We start from the raw sequence: 19,500 nt of genomic DNA on the forward strand, positions 1-19,500 counted from the left end.
TATTCCTTTTGATTATTCTACAATTTGTCAGCCGAAATAATTGTTAAAATATATAAATTCCACCTAAAACATCTCAATTAATTTCAGCTCAAATGCTTTAATCATCTAATTTTGTCAGGAGTTACGCATAAGACTAAAGAAACCTGGTCTTTTACCCGATTTGTCGGCTAAAACGCAGGATTTTAGTAAAAAAAACCCAATTTTTGACCGCCCGCGCGTCCAGGACTATATCTAAATAAATATTGAAGGCTGTTGAAAGTGTTGCCGACTTCCGAACCGCGTCTCAAGCCCTGGGTTTCCGTCTAGTTTTCCGGCGAGCAATTATACCGCACTTTAGGCGATCGCCCTTTCTCCCATACCACAAAAATAGACTTTTTTTAGAACGATCGAGCAATTAGAGCTGCCATCAATTGTATCAACTACAATCGAAGAGGAATTATACATCCATGCTAAGCAGTTGGCGATCACACTCACGCACCAAAAAAACTGGGTTTTTTAGGAAATCTCTGGCTTTGTGGGAAGTATTTTTGTAAAACACCCGGTTTCTGACAGCCGCGATCAAATCTAAAATTAGATCGCACTCATATCGTTTCCGGTAGCATCGGAATGATTTAACCGGCGCTAGAACACAGAGTACACAGAGTCCGAGAATATATATCTGAATCATCCGGGTTTTTCAGGAATTTTTGGCTTTGTAGGAACTATTTTGCTAAAAAACCCGGTTTCTGCCTACCCTGCGTCCAAAATCTAAAATCTAAAATCTAAAATCCAAAATCTAAAATTTGATCGCCCATTCAAACCTAAAATCTTCCCAATGACTAAATTTAATTAAAATTTGTTAAGATTAACTCGACCTCAGCGCCGGTATTCCATCCGCCGCTAAACCAGCCCTTCCCCAGTCTCGATAATAATGCTGCGACTCGAACACATCAGTAAAATTTACCCCACAGGCGTCGTACTCAAAGATGTCACCTGGGAAGTCAAACCGGGCGATCGCATCGGCTTAGTAGGCGTAAACGGTGCCGGCAAATCCACCCAACTCAAAATCATCGCCGGCGAAATCGAACCCACCTCCGGTGAAGTCATTCGCCCCGCCAGCCTCCACATCGCCTACCTCTCCCAAGAATTTGAAATCGATCCCACCCGCACCGTCAAAGAAGAATTTTGGCGCGCCTTCAGCGAAGCCAACGAAGTTCACGAATCTTTGATGCAAGTCCACCGAGACTTGGAAAACTCCAACCCAGAAAATCTCGACCAACTGATCAACAAAATGGATCGGTTGCAACGGCAATTTGAAGGCTTAAACGGCTACGGTTTAGAAGCCCAAATCGAGAAAATTCTGCCCGAAATCGGATTTGAGATGGAAGATGGCGATCGATTAGTCAGCGCCTTTAGCGGCGGCTGGCAAATGCGGATGAGTTTGGGCAAAATTCTCCTCCAAAAACCCGACATCCTTCTGCTAGACGAACCTACCAACCACCTCGACTTAGAAACGATCGAATGGCTGGAAGTATACCTCAAAGGGCTGACAACCCCGATGGTAATCGTATCCCACGACCGCGAATTTCTCGATCGGCTTTGCACCCAAATCGTCGAAACCGAACGCGGCGTTTCCAGCACCTACCTCGGCAACTACTCATCCTACCTGCAACAAAAAGCAGAAGCCAGAGAAGCCCAACTCAGCGCCTACGAAAGCCAGCAAAAAGAACTAGAAAAACAGCAAGCCTTCGTTGAAAAATTCCGCGCCAGCGCCACGCGCAGCACCCAAGCCAAAAGCCGCGAAAAACAATTAGACAAAATCGAACGCATCGAAGCCCCCACCGGTGGCTTAAAAACCCTGCATTTCCGCTTTCCCCCCGCCCCTCGCAGCGGCCGGGAAGTCGCCATAATTGAAAACTTGGTGCACACCTATGGCGAAAAAATCCTATTTTTGGGAGCAGATTTATTAATTGAAAGAGGCGATCGCATAGCATTTCTCGGCCCCAACGGTGCAGGCAAATCAACCCTATTGCGCCTGATTATGGGTTTAGAACAACCAACCGAAGGCACAGTCAAAATGGGAGGTCACAACGTCATCCCCGGTTACTTTGAACAAAATCAAGCTGAAGCCTTAGACTTGAATAAAAGCGTGATGCAAACCATTCACGACGAAGTACCCGACTGGAAAAATGAAGAAGTTCGCACCTTATTGGGGCGGTTCTTATTTACCGGCGAAACAGTATTCAAACACGTCGGCGCTCTCAGCGGCGGAGAAAAAGCCCGTCTAGCTTTAGCAAAGATGCTGCTGGAACCCGTGAACTTACTAATTTTGGACGAACCGACAAATCACCTCGACATTCCCGCCAAGGAGATGATGGAAGAGGCAATTCAGAACTACGACGGCACCGTAATCATCGTTTCGCACGATCGCTATTTTATTTCCCAAGTCGCCAACAAAATAGTAGAAGTTAGAGACGGAGAGTTTCGGACTTATCTGGGAGATTACCATTACTACCTCGATAAAATAACCGAAGAAAAAGAACAAGCCAAGTTAGCAAAACTTGAAGCAGAGAAAACGGCTAAAAAAGCCGAAAAAGAAGCCAAGAAAAAAGCCGCCGCCAAACAAAAGTAAGTAATCTCATGTCCGCTCGATGACTGTCACAAAAACGGTTTGTAGTGCGGACACTGACTGATATCAATTCCGGTTCACCCATACATGATGTTAACTGTTAACAGTTAACTGTCAACAGTGAAGTTACTATTCCGATGAAGAAAGGATTTGATATGATATCGTTTCCGGTTGCATCGGAATGATTTAACCGGCGCTAGAACACAGAGGACACAGAGAGAGAATAGAGATATGAATAATTCCGATGCTACCGGATTTGATATGACGCGCGCGCCGCGAGATCCGTCAATCGACCGGACATGATACTACTTGACTGCTACGGACACGACGTGGCCGTATCCCTACAAATATTTAGCTGTAGGGTGCGGCTGATACATCTTTTAGCGATCGCCCCGGCCACCTGATTTCCGCTTAAAGAAAGGCTTTTCGGAACTCAGACACTGCTGCAAATCATCACCTAAATCTCTAGGAAAACCATAATCTGCCACATACTTCATCAACTGATTCATCGGGCCGAATAAGATAGTATCTGTATCTTGTTGCAACAGCAATGTATCCTCAAATCCGTTGATTGTGTAAAAGTTTTCGCGGTGAATATCCGCAGCAACGGAAGCCACCGTAACTCCATTAGAAGAAAAGCCTCTGAAGCAGATTCTATTTTCCTTTTCAGCAATCTGAATGTATCGAGAACCGCCGCCGTGATAGACACCAACCTGTAAGGGTAAAGCAGCTAAAGAATTTTTAGCCCCGATGCTGGTCAAAAACAAAACTGTAAATCCCAATTTTGTGCAACAGTGCCAAAACTTCATTGTTGATTCCTTCTAATTCAGCTAATACTGAAGCCTTAACCCAAAATTTTATTAATCATTTGATTGGCCTGCGACTCATAACCCCCGCCAAACAAATTAAAATGATTCAAAACATGATATAAATTGTAAAGTGTTTTGCGTTTTTCATAGCCAGAATCCAGCAACCAAACTTCATTATAACCTCGATAAAACGCTGCTGAAAAACCGCCGAACAGTTCAGTCATCGCCACATCAACCTCTCTGTCGCCCCAATAAGCAGCCGGGTCAAAAATTATCGGTTCTCCCGTCGCAGTTACCGACGCATTTCCTCCCCACAAATCCCCGTGAACCAAGGAAGGTTGAGGCTTGTAACCCTCCAACAACTTCGGAATAGCTGCTAGCAAGCTTTCCCCCCGACTGAAATTTCCGCCCCGACGATTGGCCAACTTTAACTGATAACCAATCCGATGTTCGGCCCAAAATTCCGCCCAATCAGCAGTCCATTGATTAATTTGAGGAGTTGAGCCGATCGTATTATCGACATCCCAACCAAAACGTCCGCCCACAACGGCAAAATCACCCTCTTCTCCCCCCTTTAGCCCAGGTGGATGGGGGGGGATGTATTTGTGCATTTGAGCCAGTTTACGCCCCATTTCTAACCAAGCTATCTCGCCCCCGCCACCTCGCAAATCCAGCCATTCCAACACAATATAAGCAGAATTGCCTTCTGTTCCCCAGCAAATCGGTTGAGGAACGCGAATCGTCTGAGTTTCTGCCATTTGCTGCAAGCCCAGAGTCTCAGCTTCAAACATCGCAACTTGGGAAGCTTGATTTATTTTCGCGAAATAAGTGCGCTTACTGCTGCTGATAGCATAGCCTTGGTTGATGCAGCCGCCGCTGACTGAACGGCGGTTGTCGATGGAAAATGTTTGTCCGGTTGCTTCAGAGATGTGCGCGGCAATTTTGTCCCACATAGCATCAAATTGTCTTGAGGGCGATCGCAATTAGTGTATCAGCAATGAGTACAGAATTCACTACACAGACAAGTGATAGGTAGTGCATTTTGTCAAAGACAGAGTAAAATGCTTGACTCTCAAAGTCATGAATAGTAAGCGCTGCATCTTGTTACAAGACTTTACCTGATTGCCGATCGCCCGCAGCGCACACCCTGCATTTATCCGGGCAAAATCATTTTCTCAAACCAATATATAGAGTTAATTTTTTTGCAGATGACAGCTTACAAATAATCGTTATCGACCGAAACCGAACAGGCTGTTGTTCCTCTTGAATACTTTATCTTGACAATAGTTATTAACATTCAAAAAATATAGCAGTGGCGAGACCGGCTTCTAAATCTACTCATTATTCTGTATCATTTAAAAAATCAGACTATCCCCCAAAGCGCTGTCTTTTAGTCTGCTGTTTCTAAGTCCTTTAATTCTTGCGTAGACTGCCATCCAGCTTCCCAGAGCGATCGATCTTTGAGCTGTCTGGCATTCAACCAAAAACGGACATTAGGATCGCAAGCCGCCACCATTTCCGCAAACACCCATTTACCTTCGTTTTTTCTGTTGACTACCTGGAAGTGCCGCCACCCCCAAGTTGTTTGGTGAGAAGTCCATCGGGAACCAACTAAATAAGGAAATTTTTGTTTCTTCGGCACAGTATTTTCGTTAACAAATATCTGACAAAGCAAGTTAATTGCAATAACTTCTTCTACTCTATTATATTAATCTTACATTCCCCACGAGCGAAAAACCTCTTCCCTCATCTTTCGCTGAACTGGAGCTTACAGGACAGTCAAGCTAAACTCTCTCTTTAATATATAGCGGTTCTCAAGCGTGGTGAGATATGCCCTATTGCCCACCCTTCGACTTCGCGATCGGACAAGATGCCCTATGCCCGGTTTGGCCTATGCCCTATGCCGCATAGTACCTCATCTGGCTGAGAAAGGCTATATATGTGTTTATTGTATGTAACTTGCAGCAGTTTCGCCTCCAAGCTCAAAATTAAGGGCAGTTCAGTGACTGCCCCTGTAATTAGATATACCTATGGAATAGGGTTCTTTTTTTGGGTCGATCGATAAATAGCAAATTTATGCAGCTCGAGCTCGATCGTGAATCTCAAATCTAAAAGCAAATAACCTTGGTTGTAGTTGTGCGCCATCATTCGTTCTGCGAAACTGACTCAAATCTACTTTTTTAGCAGTTTTGACGTTCATCTCCTGCTTTTACCAAAGCGGTAAGCCACTTCTTGTCAGCAGGCGTTTTTCCGAGCCCAACTCTCCCTACAAACATTGTTTCAATCTCGATCCTGTCTCCTTGACGCTATACAGCTCAACAAAAACCACTTTTAAGTAAGATTGACTGATTTATGTACTCTGTCACTACCCCTTAATGACTTCCGTGTGAAGGCTTTTGGCCCGATAAATCCATTGGAAGTTGGGGAAGCCGGAGTCGTACCGCATTTGTTTGCAGCCAGAGAGTGATGGCGTGCTTCCGCTGCGGAGTCACGTACTCGCCCGGTCTGATTACGCCAGCACAGACACCGATGTTTTTCATAAGGGTTTCTCGCTCCGATGAACTTGCACCCTGTAGCAACCTGACTTGGGCTTTGATAAAATCCACGTTCATAGCAAAAAGTAAAATTAACTAAAGAACTCAGTTAAATAGCGATGCTTAGATTCCAGTTGTAACTCTAAAACCAATTGATACCAATCGAATTGATTCAATATCCCCAGGATGGGGATCGGGTGTCTAGAGCTAACCAACTTTATTTACTTTATCTGTTTTTGCCAGCAAAAGTGTCACTATGCTAGCAGTTTTGACAGAATTATTTATAATTAAGAACTGTTACAAATTTTGCTCACCTCCCACAATAATGCAGAGTTTAGTGCTAGCGCTACTCTCTTGAACTCAAAAAGTTCGGCATTACCTCGCGATCCATCCTTTTCTAGGTTTTATCCTCCCCCCTTGGGAAGGGATCGATCGCCGAACCTTCCTTTTCGATCGCCCCCATGAACACCCAGACACTGCTACCTTACCTTATTGATTTAGAGCAGTCCTATATTTAGCTCTCAACTATAACTTAAGGCATACGTATTGTTACTTGGGCTACAACAAGCGAGCAAGTTTTGATTCTGATTGCTCAATGATATATTTTTCCGCTTTTGTTGCAAAGCTCTGATTATTGTTAATTAAGGAAACTTAGTAATTTTGGTCAGCGAAAAATCGCTGTTGGCGAATCTAGACATTCTGCGCTAATGGGGATGAATCGGTTTTCCGCATTAATGGCGGGGATCGCCGACTACAACTACCGATCGCCCTTCATTTGTATAATTAATCACAAATCCCTCGATCCTAATAATTTTAAAACAGCACAAGTTCAAATAGGCTTCCATCTAGCGATAGCTGCTGCTAGTCAAAAATATAAGTAAAACAAATCAACAGGTAAATACCCGCACGCTCTAGGTTTAGGGTACAGAATTATTTTTCGCTTTGAGTATGTGATGTCAATTCCGATTGCACTGATACATGATGTTAACTATTGACGGTTAACAGTCAACAGTCAACAGTCACAATTTAATCTACTGTTTTAATACTAATTAACTTGATAAAATATAAATTTAAAAATGTCAAATAAAAAATTTAATGTATTAGCTAGATATGCAATAAAAAATTTTTAGTCATGATTTTAGTCTTTCTATGTGTGGGAACTGAAGTTTTCACTCCGAACCAGTGTTAATGAGTGCGATTGCACAAAAAATACGATACAATCAAATTAAAACTTAAGTATATTTACAGTTTAAATAAACTAGGAATAACTAATATTTGATAGTTTGATTCACAAACCAAATCAACTTATTTAGAAAAAAGAATCATTTTCCCGAATTCCCACAGGCGAGGATAAAAATCTGGTTAAGACTTGTTTTTATACTTAAGAAACCAATATTTATATAAATTCCAGTTGCACTCATACATGATGTTAACAGTTAACAGTCAACAGTTAACAGTCAACAGTTAATAGTCAACAGTGAATTTACTATTCCGATGAAGAGAAAATTTGATATTATGAGACAAACCCGGTTTATTTGCCTAAGTCCTGATTTCTTTTAAACACATCGTTACCGCTATCCTTCGGGTTGAAAAAAACAGGTTTTCTACTGTGGAGGGGCGCGTCAATCGGAAGGAACTCATTTCGATCGCGCTTAAATGTTTTCTTTAAGCGCGTTCGCGCAATAGCTCGAAGATATGGTATAATCAAGCGAGCGAAAAATGCACGGTCAACAGCTTGCGCGATCGATGTTCCCTGTCGATCGAGTTCCAGGACGTGAATTAAAGATATTAATTAACCAGTTCGTCGGAGATTGTTGGCTCAACAAAAAAACATCGCTCCGACAGCATATAAAATCTCCTCTGGCAAAATTGACGGAGGGGAAATTGTGGATCGAATTATGGGTGTTAATCGCTCTGTAGGTATTCTCTTGCAGTGTTAAGAGCGATCGGGCGATCGACCTACCTCAACTTGGTAGCTAAAATAATTTCCCGGTGGAAACCGGGAAATTATCAACTAAACCAACCTTTGTTTATCGTTTCAGCTTAGCTTTCCAATTGGCGATCGCCTTTTGAGCCGGCTGATAACTCTTAGTACCCGACGGTATCAGCGAAGCAGTTTCAACCGCATCTTTCAGCTTTCCTTGAGAGCCGCGCAACTGAGCAATTTTCAGAATAGCTTCGCTCCACTCTCCAATCAACTGCTGAGCTTCTTCATACTTCGGCTGACCAGCCTTAATTTTACTAGCTTGCTGGATGCCTTTAACGTAAGAAGAGGCAACTCCCCGCTTAATTTGACCCTTAGCCACCGATAGCAAAGCAGTATTTACCTGCTGCTCTTTTGATAGCTCTTCCCACTGAGCGATCGCCTCTTTTGACTGATTGTAAACCGCCTTATTGACATCAGGCATCAATTTAGCCGCTGCGATCGCCCCGGTAAAGTCGCCCCGAGTCGCCCGCCCGTTAGCAATATCCAAAATCGTCAAACTCCAGCGCTCAATATCCTCCTGAGCCTGTGGGTAGAGCGGATCGCTAGCCGCAATCGTTCGAGCCTTAACCACCGCTCGATTAAAACTAGAAGCCGAACCATCCTTAAGGAAAGTTTTCGCCTCAGCCCACACCTGCTGGCTTGACTCAGTTTGCTTGGTTCCACTCGCGGCTTCCACCGCCTGCGGTTGCTTCTGCGGCAAAATAGCAGCAGTAGATTTTTTAGGCGGAGGATTTTGGGCATTCTCAGCAGGCGATGGAGGCTCTGATTCCTGCTGACCGATAAAAATCGATCGGTTCGTCAGAAAAACACCCAACAGCAGCACCAAAGCCGTAGCTCCACTCCACAAAACTAGCTGCTGCAAAAACGACTTGTCCGAGCCGCTGTTATCCGCATCCTGCGGAGGTACCGAGTTGGCTCGATCGTTCCCCCCACCATCCGCAGGGACAACATTTGGCGGCGACACAGGCGGCTTCTCCACCGGCGCATCAATCGCATTGTTAGTAGCCTCCGGCCGATCGATGCTAGCCGTAGCCACTCCGACTTGTGGGCGATCGAACCCCTCAGCCCCACCAACAGCCATATTCCCATTACGTCCCGCCAGCGCCGCAGTTGGCACCCCATTCGCATCCGGCAAAATCACCAAATGAGCCTTTCCGGGAGGATTCACCACCATCAAAGGTTCTTGTTTCGGACGCAAATGGTGGTCGCACAGCTCCGGGAGCCGATCGCTCAAGAAACGGTCTAAACCCTTAAGCGTCATGCACTGTCCCGATCGCAGACCCTCCAAAAGCGCCGTCGTAAAAAATCCCTGACGCAAAGCCGAAGTTTCCCGCGAAACTTGATTCGGGCGGCAAGAAAGCACCGTCGGGATTTCTAACTCCCGCGCCACCTCGGCCGTTTGAGCGCCGATCGTTTCCCCCGCCTTCACAATCTGGCTGCGGTTCATATCAACCAGCACCAACACCGTTTCCGTAGGAGCCTTTTTCAGAGTATTCAACAGGAACTCTACCGAAATCCCCGTACCCTCAATGTCCGCCGGATTTCCATCCGCCGGCATCAAATAATCCTTCCCTTCATAGCTGACACCGTAGCCGCTAAAAAAACACCAGAGTATATCTCCCTGTTGCAAGTGTTCCGCGCACAGGTTTTGCGTCAACCTCAGAATATTTTCGCGATTCGGATAGGTTGATTGACCCCACAGCGACGGCGAGCTATCCGTCATCAGCAGACATCCCTCCGGCGCAAAACCAGCCTCCTCAGTCAAAAAACCGTACAGTGCCTCTGCATCCTCTTGGGCATAACTCAAAGGCTGGAGTAACTGATATTGATTGATGCCTATTGCAATACAAGCGTGATGTTTCATCGCCCTATACCCTATATATATAGTTAACAGCTTGCACAAAACGATAACACATAGTCGTTTAACGTTATATCCGCTTTTACCTTCTAGCCTCCGACAGCAATTCTCCCCAGCCACAAGTCCCAACCATCCAAAATCAGCATCCTCAAAGTTTCACAGCTTAATATAGCGGTTCTCAAGCGTGGTGAGGTATGCCCTATCCGGCCTATGCCCACCCTTCGACTTCGCTCGGGGGGCAAGATGCCCTAGGCCGGATAGTACCTCATATTAGAGCTCGAAAGGGTATATACTCCAGTCAAAAATTATACCCTCTACCTCTATTCAGAAAAATGACGTTAAATTGGATACACAGGCCGCTCTATTTGTTCTATTTGATTCTAATTTTTTGCAAACTACACAAAACAGGAGTAACCCGCTAAATGGTCTCTACAGTTCAAAAAGAAATTGCCACCCCCAGCGAGTCCCTACTCAAGAAAAAATTTCCTAAAAGCCATAACCATTATAGGTTTCAGGATTTTTTTGTCTTCGATCGCCAGTTTGGAACAATCAACGACTGGGGTAAGTCGCGCAACATTTTTACCAGCGAAGACTTCATCATCGGCTTGGTAGAAGGACTCGAAGAAGAAGTAGGCCCTGCTTCTTCTGTAATCATGTATACTATTGGTTGTCAGTGGGGACTCAAAGATTCCGAATTTTTTCAAAAATGGTTTAGTGCCGAATTCGACCAGAACATTCGCCAGTCAAATCTCATGTTTCTGCTAGAAACTTGGTGGTGGCCGTTCACAGCTCAAGGTTGGGGTCGCTGGGAAGTGGACATGAGCGATCGCAAAAACGGGTGCATCTTCATCAACCTCTTTGACTCAGCAGTTGCTCGCACGTTGGGCGACGTGGGCAAACCAGTCTGTCACCTATACGCCGGTTTGTTTGCAGGTTTCTTCGGAGCTCTAGTCAAAAAGCCTCTAAGCTGCATAGAACTCCAATGTTACTCAATGGGAGAAACCTATTGTAAATTCCTCCTCGGCAACCCAGATAAAATTGATGCAGCAGCATTCTGGCTTAACGAAGGTGCTAACGCCCGCGATATTGAAAATCGACTGCAAAACGGTGAAATGTTGCGCTAAACAACCTGGAAAGGCACATAACCTGCCCTGCCTTTCCTCCCACCAATTCGCGATTGAAAGTGCGACGGTGGACCTCTCCAGGCAGGAAGAAAGATGAAAAGTCAAACTTTATGGTTGGACAAGTCTGTCCAAGACTTCTTTAATAACTACAATTGGCTGGGAAAACCTTTAGAAACCCAAAATGGCTCCACTCCCCGTCAAGTCCTGACTTTAACCCGATCGGTAGCCGAATTTTTTCAAGCTATTTCTTGGGAAGGAATTCCCCAAGTTGGATCCTTGCCCCTACCACCACCCTTGCCAGTAATTTCTATTTCCGAACCAGCCGAAGTCACCATTGACGACCTATTCGACCTCTTTTAATCTGTTTGGGGAAGAGAAAACAAAAAAAATCTATCTTCCCCCTTCCTTCTTCCAACTTCCATTTGTCTTCTTTCTTCTTCATTCCTCCTTCCTTTTAGAGAATAAATGCTATGGTGTGAGACATGACACAGAGAGCATTCAAGTACCGATTCTATTAGTGATGCCAGTTGGAAAGAATTAATCACGCAACTTGAATATAAGTGTGAGTGGTACCGTAGGACATTAGGACATTTGTCAAAATTGACCGATGGTTTTCTAGCTATAGGCGTTGCCGGAATTACGGTAATATTGTAGATAAGTTACCAGTAAATACCAGAAAGTGGGATTTTCCGAGATGCGGGACCAACCATGTCCGCGATATTAATTCAGCTATAAATATTTGGGCGTCAGGTCTTGCCGTTTCAGTCTGTAGAGCGAACGTAAGACTTAACAAAAATACTTCTGTCGGGTAGTTAGTTGCCTAGAAACAGAAAGTCTAAGAAGTAATTCTTGGAATCAAGAGTGCGTTTACGCGCTTGGAGTATGTCAACAATAACCGATTACCACTAAATTAAAATTATGCACCCTGAAATTGAGGCGCTGCTGGATCAGGCAGAAAACCGTTTTTTAAAAGGCGAAGAACTCATAGCTTTTAAGCGTCAAATTGCAACCCTCTCCCAACGCTTAAAAATTTATGAATTTTTGCGAGAGAAGGAAGCAAGCATCTTCCAACCAATCGCCAACCAGCTACAAGAAGCATTCCCAGATGAAAAATTAGAAACCCTAGAACGATCGCTCAAACACTGGCTCTTAGTCTTGCGGTACAGCTCTATGGCCATGCTGCTAAACGATCGAGATTTTCTCGAACAGCGACTACTCGACTGGGTTTCCGGCATCGTCGAAGCCCACCACACTCAAAAGATCGAAATAAGTGTTTGCAATATGCTGCAAACTCGCTTAAAAGAACTACTTTCTGAGCAAGCCAGAGCTATATTGCAACCATTCTTTGACCAAGCACAGTCAATGATTATCGATCTAGATAACGAAGAATAGGCAAATTCCCAATTCCCAATTCCCAATTCCTAATTCCTAATTTCCCATGATTAATATTGCCGACCTGCTCAAACAGCCCCGACTCCCTGGAAACTACTTTGCTAGCGATGCCTACGTCCGAGGCGACCTTGAACTCGGGCTGCTGGAGAACCGCCGGGGCGATCGACTCATAGCCCTCCCAGAAACACTAATTCAAGCCATTTATATCGGCTTAGAACAAGAAACCGGTCAAGCCTCCCGACTCGTCCTTTTTAACTGCGGTCGCTGGTGGGGAAAAAACTTCTACGTGCGTTTTTGCGAAGAAGTCAGCGAATACTACGGTCAGCCAGTTTCCGAAATGGAAATGGTAGAATTTCTGCAGTCCCTGCAACAGTGCTGGAAAACTCACGGATGGGGCACATTTGAACTTGACCCCAGCTATTCCGAACAGGGATTTTTAATAGTAAAAATTACTAACTCTCTGTTTGCCAAAACAGCCCCCCAATCCAAGTGGCCAGCCTGTTTTTTAGAAGCAGGCATCTTAAGTTCCTTCTTTACTCAGCTTACAGGTAGAGAACTCCACTGCCTGCAAACCTCTTGCGAATCCTTGGGTTCCGACTGCAACCGCTTTATTTTAGGTATACGCGATCGCCTGCAACCAGCAGATTTAATGCTCGAAGAAGGAGAAACTCACGAAGCTATTATTAGTAAACTTTGCAAACCCAAAAACTGACTTATTATCACAGCTATTAGTTGGTTTCTAATAGCTGTGATAATATTTTAAATTTTCGGTCAATAAAAACTAATATCATCTCCGAAAAGGGCGATCGCAATCAGATGGGTTCGATCGAAAGGAATGCAAGTCCTCTAATGATGAGGACTTGCATTCCTCATTGCCAACTTTTATAGATTGCGGCAAATTGAGCCGACGTGGTATGATCGCTGCTAGAGTGGGGAACGCAGGCCTAAAATTTTCTTTTTTAGGAGACTGCTATCAGAGCGAGCATCTAAATTTTGCATTTGTAGTCCTGCCCCCCGCACAGCATACGTTATACAACACTCGCTCTTGGCGGACAGCACTCAACTAAAACAATATTTTTACACAGCCGGAGATGCTCCAATATTCAGATGGACTTTATCATGTCTGGTAAATTACCATAACAAAAATATTTCGTAGTGCGGACTTTAGTCCGCTCTCAGGCTGCGGACTTTAGTCCGCACTACGAATCAATCTTATTGTTGTCAATCTACCGCAAACGAGATTATTCTTTCACCATTGCATCTACAAAAATATCTAAAAAGTAAGTTAAATTATAAAAAAGCTACAGAGTTTTAAAAATGGTTTTAGCCATCAAAAAAAGTTGGAAACTCGCAGCTAGACAATTCATAACTTACCCAACAAACTCATAAAACTTAAAAGCAATCACAACCTCAATTTTTTTTATCTAACTTAATGGACGCCAATGAACTTCTAAATCGATATGCAGCCGGCGAAAGAGATTTTAGACAGGCAAACCTGCGCGGCATTGTGTTGAGTCCGATCGATTTATTCCGTTCCAGCGATGCTCCAACTCTACGTTTGGACAACCTCAACGAACACCAGCAGCGACCCTACTTAATTGGTGCCAATCTCAGTGGGGCCGACCTCACCAAAGCCCATCTGAGCCGAGCAAACCTCAGCAAAGCCGACCTCAGCGGAGCAAACCTCACCGGAGCCAACCTCATGGCTGCAAGTCTGAGCGGAGCCAATCTCAGCGGAGCCAACCTCACCGGAGCAAACCTCAGTGGTGCTCACCTGAATTGGGCAAACCTGACTGGAGCAATTCTCCTCAAGGCTAGTCTCATAGGTGCAGATATGAGCGCGGCAAAACTCTCCAAAGTTGTTCTGTGCGAGGCCAATCTCAGTAAAGCCTATCTGATTAAAGCTAATCTCAACGGGGCAAACTTGAAAGATGCAGACTTGAGTCTAGCCAGTCTCAAAGAAGCAGACTTGAGCCAAGCGCAGCTCACCGGAGCCGAATTGTCCAAAGCCAATCTAGCCGGAGCCAACCTCACCGGTGCCAACCTCACCGGTGCCAACCTTTTGAAAGCTAACCTCAGACGAGCCAACCTCACTCAAGCCTATTTAAACGGCGCGTGTTTGAGCGAATCAGACCTCACCGAAGCTTGCTTGGAAAGAGCCAACTTGTGCAAAGCAGACCTCAGCAAAACCTACCTGAGAAAGATTGCTTTGAATGGCTGTCACTTAAGCGGTATCAACCTCAGCAACGCAGACCTGACTGGTGTAGATTTGAGTGGCAAACTTTTAACTGGAATCAATATGGCAGAGGCATTGTTGAACGAAGCTAACTTCAGCGGTGCTTATCTGATGGAAGCCAACTTGAGCGGGGCCAACCTCAGCAAAGCCAACTTGAGCGGAGCCTACCTGATTAGTGCCAACCTTTCTAATTCTTGCCTACATGAAATTGATTTGAGCAAAGCTAACCTGAGTAAAGCCAACTTACGGAAAGCTGACTTGACAGGAGCCAACCTCCGGGGAGCCATTCTCACTGAGGCGAATTTGACTGGAGCAAAATTGATTGGAGTCATTCTTCCTAACGGCAAAATTTATCGCGGTTAAGGTGTTAACTCCCTTGATTATTTGCCCAGTAAAGTGCGGTTCATGTCCAGAATAGGAAAAAATAGGTTGGTTTCTTCAGTCGTGAGATATTGTTTGAGTACCTTTTTCATTACATCGTAGGTCACGGTAGCAATATTTCTAACTTGAACAGCGCCTAAAATAGTTTGCAACCAAAGCAATAGTCGATCGCGCAACCGTTCAGTATCATTAATCAACAGTGCTGCCGTCGAATGCCTCAACACCCGCAGAATATCTCCACGGCACTTTTCAGTCACATCTTGAGTCCCCCGGCGAAATAAATTAGGGTCGAGAGACCGCATTTGTGCTTCCACTTGCCGCATAATTTCTGTTTCAGAGGCTTGAATTTTTTTATAAGCACTCATCCGGTGATTCAAAGACTGAAAGTAGTCTTTCAAAAATTGGAGCTCGTCAGCAGTGGCGTAGCGTCCGTCTGCTTCGGTACTTAAACGCGCAAGTTGGCTCAGCATATAATTTTTTTATTTTGGGCAACAATCTGTTTAAATACAACATATCAAGTTTTGACGCTAATTGGGGCAGCGTCTCCCATGCGTAATTAGATTAATACCAATTTCATAAAGTAGCGCTAGATATTACACCCCCCAACCCCCCCAAAGCATCGGGGGGCTAAGACTTCATCAGCACATCTTTAGAAAAATGGTATAACGTTGGTAATTTACGCTTCTTTAGTCCGAACTAAATATTGTCCTACTTGGAAGCGGGTTTCATTAAGCTGTGCAACTATCGAACGAGTAATCAACTTTCCCGATTCCACAACTACTTGACCCGTAATTGGGTGTAGCAAATCTTGCTGGGCCCGGCGGCCGATCAGAGCTTCCACATTTTCGATAGCATTGATGTACATCCCCGCAGGTATCTGTACAACCACACCCTCGCCGATAATTTGCGCCTGACAAGCAAGTCGCGAATTGGCTTGAGCTGTAGTAATAACTTCCAACGTCCTCCTCTCGCGGCGGTTGATGTCAGACAAGCCTTCCATGCCGTCTTTAATGTAAACGTGGCAGGTAGCGCACATTCCCCGCCCTCCGCATTCCTTGAGAACGTCTAAGTCTTTGGAAAGTAAGGCAGACAGGATATTCGATCGGGTTTCCACTGCCATTTCTTCGGCAATTGGATCTAGTCTAATAATTTTAACCATATTGATTTTTCATTCTGTCCAATTAAGTATGCAAGCGTGAAATATTTAAAGTTCAAACAATTTGGGGTGACTCGTAAAAACGTTAAGATGGTTTGACAGCATTGGCTTCCGGTTCTCGAACCCTGATTGCATAACCGCGAGTGCTGTTTTGGTAATCGCTGTTGAGTCGCCCTATTCCCCAACGTAAGGTGCGATGGCTAAAACCTGAGACGGTTTCTCGAAAGCCTTAAACAAACTGTAATACTCGCGATCGACTAAAATAGCAGCCACAGGCAGTTCGAGATCAGGCATCCGAATCAGGCAATATTGATACTGATTCCGAAGCTCAAGGATTTTAGTAGGTGAGATTGCGCGATCGCCTTTACTCAGCCGAGAATGAACCTGAGATAACATAGCAGTAACTGGCGATCGATTCAAAGTTTGAATTTTGGTCAGAATTTTTTACATATTTTAATACTAGCTCAAGCATTTCCTATAATTAGACAGATGCAACATTCTAAATACCGTATTTTAGGGCTAGTCGGACAAGGGCAATTCGGTCGGGTATTTTGTGCCAGCGTTCGAGAAACTCCCGCCAAAGACTCCCGCCTCACCAGCCAACTGGTTGCTCTCAAAGAACTCAGCCATCAAAAAGCCCCAACTAGCGAATTCTTGCGAGAGCTGTGGTTTCTGATCACCTTACAGCACCCCAACATTGTCACCTGCCGAGCTCTAGAACACACAGCTACAGGCAGGTACTTGGTCATGGACTACTGCGAGGGCGGAACCCTCCGCAACCTGCTCAAACAAGACCGTCCCTTGCGGCTGCTCGAAGGTTTGCAGCTAGTCATGGAAGTTTTAACAGGCTTAGACTACGCCCACCGCCGAGGTGTAGTTCACTGCGACGTAAAACCAGAAAATATTCTCCTAACTCTAGGCTCCAGAGGTTGGTCGCCACGCCTGTCTGACTTTGGTATCGCCCGCCGGCTACCAGAAATCGGTACAACTCGCCTCCACCAAGAACTTTCTCCAGACGCTACCGTAGGTTCCCCCGCTTACATGGCCCCAGAGCGGTTTTACGGTCTTTATTCCCCCATGTCAGATATATATGCAGTGGGAATTCTGTTGTTTGAGTTGCTAATGGGCTACCGCCCTTTCGGTGGCACTCCCGGAGACTTGAGGTGGGCCCACCTGAATCAACGCTTGCAACTTCCCGACGCTATTCCAGAACCTTTACAAGCAATAGTCAAAAAATCTTTGGAAAAGCTTCCGGCCCGGCGTTTTGCCAGTGCTTCCCAAATGGCTCAAGCTCTGCGGCTGATCCTGTACGACCCCGCTGTCAGGCAATTGGGCGACTGCATAGTTCCTTGGGAAAATCCCGCAACCCGCGGCGCTAAAAGTCTGAAGTCCGACACTGATTCTTTGACCCAAGTTGAAGAGAAAGAACCGTCAGCGCAGGCTATTAATTTACTTCGGACTGTGCGTTATGCGGTTTCGCAGCCAAAGCCACTGATACTTTCTGCACCGCTGACGGCTTTGATTGCGACTGAGAAGTATCTCTACGCTGCAGTAGATAAAGATGTGAAGGTTTGGTGTCAGCCGGAAAATCCGCTAGTTACCGAAGAAATGCCGACTTCTATATCTATGCCGGAAACCGTGCGTGGCATTTTACCTACTTCCCACGGCTGCTGCGTTCTGACTCCACAAAAAATTTACTGGATGGGCGATCGATCTTGGGAACCTCAGTGCTTGCTGGATACGGGTTTAAGGCAAGGTGCGGATGCTTTTAAAGCTGCTGTTGATTCTCACGGCCGCTGGTTGACAGTGGCTGTTCCGGGAGAACTGCGCTTTTATGCTTTAGGTGCAAACAGTGCCGAGGGCAATCTAGAACAAGCTCCCAGGTTGATCGCTACTGTACCGTTCGCGGAACACTATTTACCTGAATTAATGTTTTTGGATGGGCGACACGTCTTAGCCATTTGGCCGGACAACGAACCGAAAAATCCCCAAACTATTTTTAGGGTTTACACTCGTCGCGGCAATTCGGTGGGTTCTGTGCGGTTGTCTGCCAGCGTCGGAGAGATGCTGCTGACACCTGAGCCTTATACTTTGCTGGGAATTCCTCAATCTGGGAAAGCGGCCGTGTTGTTGATGAAATTGTGGCCGCTCAAGGTAGCTCGGATTCCCCTGGAAAGTTTGCCCGTCTCTGCTTGTGTGGCTAATTGGGGATGGGTTTTGGCGGATGTTGCGGGGCAGATTCTCGTTTTAAACAGTCAAGGCACTCAAGTAGGGAATTTTAGCAGCCCCGCTACACCTAGGGCGATCGCCCCTTGGGGGAAGACGGGTTTGGTGATTGCTACGAATACTGATTCGGAGGGTCACTTACACTTTTTAGATGTAGGCGTTGAGGAGGCTAGCTCGATATCGAACCTCAAAGGCTGATAACTAACTTAACTATCAGGTGTTTTGGGGTTGTTTGAATTAAGGAGAGTTTAGTTGCGGGTGATTTCTGTCTCACGGGACACGGCACGCGGGCGATCGGGTCAATCCTACGTCCAACCCCCCTTTCGTCAAGTCCAGCGAGGGTGGATTAATTGTCGAGAGGCCTTCATCAAGGCTATGAAGGCTATTGACCAACTTTATGCGAGGCATTAATCACTGGAGTTTAGACTAAATAAAGATGAGAACGGTGGCTTTCAGAAGAACTAGAGCCACCGCGCCAGGAGAGAATGAGGGTGAAAAATAAACCCCTCCACTCCTTAAATGAACAGTGAAGATTAAAGGACTTTCGTCAAGCAGCATACAAGTTATTGGTGAAAGCTCTCCTATGCAACATTCGAGCTCATGGATGCAGTGATGACCACGCCCGAATGCGGCTTGTTTGGCGGAATTTTCGCTCAATCCATTATTCCATCGTCAATGGTCAAGCGTCTACGAAGCATTGCAAGACTGTAGGCCAGACCGGAAAAAACTGATGTTGCTGTATCTGGAGCAATTACAGGAGGAAGCACCCCAACGGAACACATATTAGTTGCAATCGATCATACTGCATGGCGGCGACCAGATGCCAAAACATTAAAAGACAGAACCCATGAATATCAGAGGGGCGTAACTGTTGGACAGGGGTACAGTACAATTGCCGGGATACCAGAAGCACAAGGAAGTTGGGCATTACCTCTGCTCCATGAACGAATTAATAGTGGGTCTTCACCCATACTTCAAGCAGCTTCCCAACTCAAACTTGTCTGTGAACAGAGCATCAATCCAGTCTTAGCAGTCTTAGACCGAGAATATGGCAATGCAAGTTGGGTATTAGCTCAATCCGAAATTCAAGCTGATTGTTTAATGAGAGTCCAAAGCAATGCCTGCTTGTGGTCAGCACCACCAGCCTATAGTGGTCGCGGCAGACCACGGAAACATGGACAAAGAATGA

17 protein-coding genes are annotated in these 19,500 nt (G+C 45.4%); 9 read left to right on the forward strand and 8 right to left on the reverse strand.

Going from position 1 to position 19,500, the window contains the following annotated elements:
* The first annotated feature begins 910 nt into the window (after positions 1-910).
* Positions 911-2,611 (forward strand): ABC-F family ATP-binding cassette domain-containing protein, encoded by a 1,701-nt coding sequence (locus QUA01_RS21005; RefSeq protein WP_194011810.1) that lies wholly within the window; start codon positions 911-913, stop codon positions 2,609-2,611.
* A 377-nt stretch (positions 2,612-2,988) separates the two neighbouring features.
* On the opposite strand, the gene QUA01_RS21010 is transcribed toward QUA01_RS21005, so the two are convergent.
* The 5 genes from QUA01_RS21010 to QUA01_RS21030 form a co-directional block, all read right to left on the reverse strand.
* Positions 2,989-3,417 (reverse strand): hypothetical protein, encoded by a 429-nt coding sequence (locus tag QUA01_RS21010; protein ID WP_333092808.1) that lies wholly within the window; start codon positions 3,415-3,417, stop codon positions 2,989-2,991.
* Between the two features lie 35 nt (positions 3,418-3,452).
* Positions 3,453-4,370 carry a fructosamine kinase family protein gene (locus QUA01_RS21015; RefSeq protein WP_333092807.1) on the reverse strand — a complete coding sequence of 306 codons (918 nt, stop codon included), beginning with the start codon at positions 4,368-4,370 and terminating at the stop codon, positions 3,453-3,455.
* A 437-nt stretch (positions 4,371-4,807) separates the two neighbouring features.
* Positions 4,808-5,059, reverse strand: coding sequence for a TIGR02450 family Trp-rich protein (locus QUA01_RS21020; protein WP_333092806.1), 252 nt, complete (start codon positions 5,057-5,059; stop codon positions 4,808-4,810).
* Positions 5,060-5,789: 730 nt separating this feature from the next.
* Positions 5,790-5,957 carry a hypothetical protein gene (locus tag QUA01_RS21025; protein ID WP_228042412.1) on the reverse strand — a complete coding sequence of 56 codons (168 nt, stop codon included), beginning with the start codon at positions 5,955-5,957 and terminating at the stop codon, positions 5,790-5,792.
* Positions 5,958-7,981: 2,024 nt separating this feature from the next.
* On the reverse strand, positions 7,982-9,802 hold the full coding sequence (locus tag QUA01_RS21030) for a caspase family protein (protein WP_333092805.1): 1,821 nt from the start codon (positions 9,800-9,802) through the stop codon (positions 7,982-7,984).
* Positions 9,803-10,218: 416 nt separating this feature from the next.
* Between QUA01_RS21030 and QUA01_RS21035 the strand changes: the two genes are divergently transcribed.
* The 6 genes from QUA01_RS21035 (at position 10,219) to QUA01_RS21060 (ending at position 14,911) form a co-directional block, all read left to right on the forward strand.
* The gene (locus QUA01_RS21035; protein ID WP_333092804.1) at positions 10,219-10,920 is read left to right on the forward strand and encodes a V4R domain-containing protein; all 702 of its coding nucleotides are present in this window, start codon (positions 10,219-10,221) and stop codon (positions 10,918-10,920) included.
* A 93-nt stretch (positions 10,921-11,013) separates the two neighbouring features.
* On the forward strand, positions 11,014-11,280 hold the full coding sequence (locus QUA01_RS21040) for a hypothetical protein (protein WP_194011816.1): 267 nt from the start codon (positions 11,014-11,016) through the stop codon (positions 11,278-11,280).
* A 287-nt stretch (positions 11,281-11,567) separates the two neighbouring features.
* Positions 11,568-11,732, forward strand: a complete 165-nt coding sequence (locus QUA01_RS21045) for a hypothetical protein (protein WP_333118248.1) — start codon at positions 11,568-11,570, stop codon at positions 11,730-11,732.
* A 106-nt stretch (positions 11,733-11,838) separates the two neighbouring features.
* Positions 11,839-12,312, forward strand: coding sequence for a phycobilisome protein (locus QUA01_RS21050; protein ID WP_333092802.1), 474 nt, complete (start codon positions 11,839-11,841; stop codon positions 12,310-12,312).
* Between the two features lie 46 nt (positions 12,313-12,358).
* Positions 12,359-13,024, forward strand: a complete 666-nt coding sequence (locus QUA01_RS21055) for a V4R domain-containing protein (RefSeq protein WP_333092801.1) — start codon at positions 12,359-12,361, stop codon at positions 13,022-13,024.
* 720 nt (positions 13,025-13,744) lie between these two features.
* The gene (locus QUA01_RS21060) at positions 13,745-14,911 is read left to right on the forward strand and encodes a pentapeptide repeat-containing protein (protein WP_333092800.1); all 1,167 of its coding nucleotides are present in this window, start codon (positions 13,745-13,747) and stop codon (positions 14,909-14,911) included.
* A 17-nt stretch (positions 14,912-14,928) separates the two neighbouring features.
* On the opposite strand, the gene QUA01_RS21065 is transcribed toward QUA01_RS21060, so the two are convergent.
* From QUA01_RS21065 to QUA01_RS21075, 3 genes are all read right to left on the reverse strand, one after another.
* Positions 14,929-15,399: a phycobilisome protein gene (locus tag QUA01_RS21065; protein ID WP_194011820.1), complete on the reverse strand. Its 471-nt coding sequence runs from the start codon at positions 15,397-15,399 to the stop codon at positions 14,929-14,931.
* A 206-nt stretch (positions 15,400-15,605) separates the two neighbouring features.
* Complete coding sequence (locus QUA01_RS21070; RefSeq protein ID WP_194071056.1) at positions 15,606-16,088, reverse strand: 2Fe-2S iron-sulfur cluster-binding protein; 483 nt, start codon at positions 16,086-16,088, stop codon at positions 15,606-15,608.
* Between the two features lie 171 nt (positions 16,089-16,259).
* A complete protein-coding gene (locus QUA01_RS21075; RefSeq protein ID WP_333092799.1) occupies positions 16,260-16,481 on the reverse strand; it encodes a hypothetical protein in 222 nt (73 codons plus the stop codon).
* 93 nt (positions 16,482-16,574) lie between these two features.
* On the opposite strand from QUA01_RS21075, the gene QUA01_RS21080 reads away from it, so the two are divergent.
* Positions 16,575-18,509: a serine/threonine-protein kinase gene (locus QUA01_RS21080; protein ID WP_333092798.1), complete on the forward strand. Its 1,935-nt coding sequence runs from the start codon at positions 16,575-16,577 to the stop codon at positions 18,507-18,509.
* Between the two features lie 582 nt (positions 18,510-19,091).
* The coding region (locus QUA01_RS27505) for a transposase (protein WP_442922025.1) at positions 19,092-19,500 on the forward strand (409 nt) is incomplete at its 3' end.

The organism is Microcoleus sp. S36a_B3 (genome assembly GCF_036700745.1).
Classification (GTDB): domain Bacteria; phylum Cyanobacteriota; class Cyanobacteriia; order Cyanobacteriales; family Microcoleaceae; genus Microcoleus.

Coding starts and splice junctions, on each gene's coding strand:
- QUA01_RS21005 (WP_194011810.1), top strand. CDS start 911: ATGCTGCGACTCGAACACATCAGTAAAATTTACCCCACAGGCGTCGTA.
- QUA01_RS21010 (WP_333092808.1), bottom strand. CDS start 3,417: ATGAAGTTTTGGCACTGTTGCACAAAATTGGGATTTACAGTTTTGTTT.
- QUA01_RS21015 (WP_333092807.1), bottom strand. CDS start 4,370: ATGTGGGACAAAATTGCCGCGCACATCTCTGAAGCAACCGGACAAACA.
- QUA01_RS21025 (WP_228042412.1), bottom strand. CDS start 5,957: ATGAAAAACATCGGTGTCTGTGCTGGCGTAATCAGACCGGGCGAGTAC.
- QUA01_RS21030 (WP_333092805.1), bottom strand. CDS start 9,802: ATGAAACATCACGCTTGTATTGCAATAGGCATCAATCAATATCAGTTA.
- QUA01_RS21035 (WP_333092804.1), top strand. CDS start 10,219: ATGGTCTCTACAGTTCAAAAAGAAATTGCCACCCCCAGCGAGTCCCTA.
- QUA01_RS21040 (WP_194011816.1), top strand. CDS start 11,014: ATGAAAAGTCAAACTTTATGGTTGGACAAGTCTGTCCAAGACTTCTTT.
- QUA01_RS21050 (WP_333092802.1), top strand. CDS start 11,839: ATGCACCCTGAAATTGAGGCGCTGCTGGATCAGGCAGAAAACCGTTTT.
- QUA01_RS21055 (WP_333092801.1), top strand. CDS start 12,359: ATGATTAATATTGCCGACCTGCTCAAACAGCCCCGACTCCCTGGAAAC.
- QUA01_RS21060 (WP_333092800.1), top strand. CDS start 13,745: ATGGACGCCAATGAACTTCTAAATCGATATGCAGCCGGCGAAAGAGAT.
- QUA01_RS21065 (WP_194011820.1), bottom strand. CDS start 15,399: ATGCTGAGCCAACTTGCGCGTTTAAGTACCGAAGCAGACGGACGCTAC.
- QUA01_RS21070 (WP_194071056.1), bottom strand. CDS start 16,088: ATGGTTAAAATTATTAGACTAGATCCAATTGCCGAAGAAATGGCAGTG.
- QUA01_RS21075 (WP_333092799.1), bottom strand. CDS start 16,481: ATGTTATCTCAGGTTCATTCTCGGCTGAGTAAAGGCGATCGCGCAATC.
- QUA01_RS21080 (WP_333092798.1), top strand. CDS start 16,575: ATGCAACATTCTAAATACCGTATTTTAGGGCTAGTCGGACAAGGGCAA.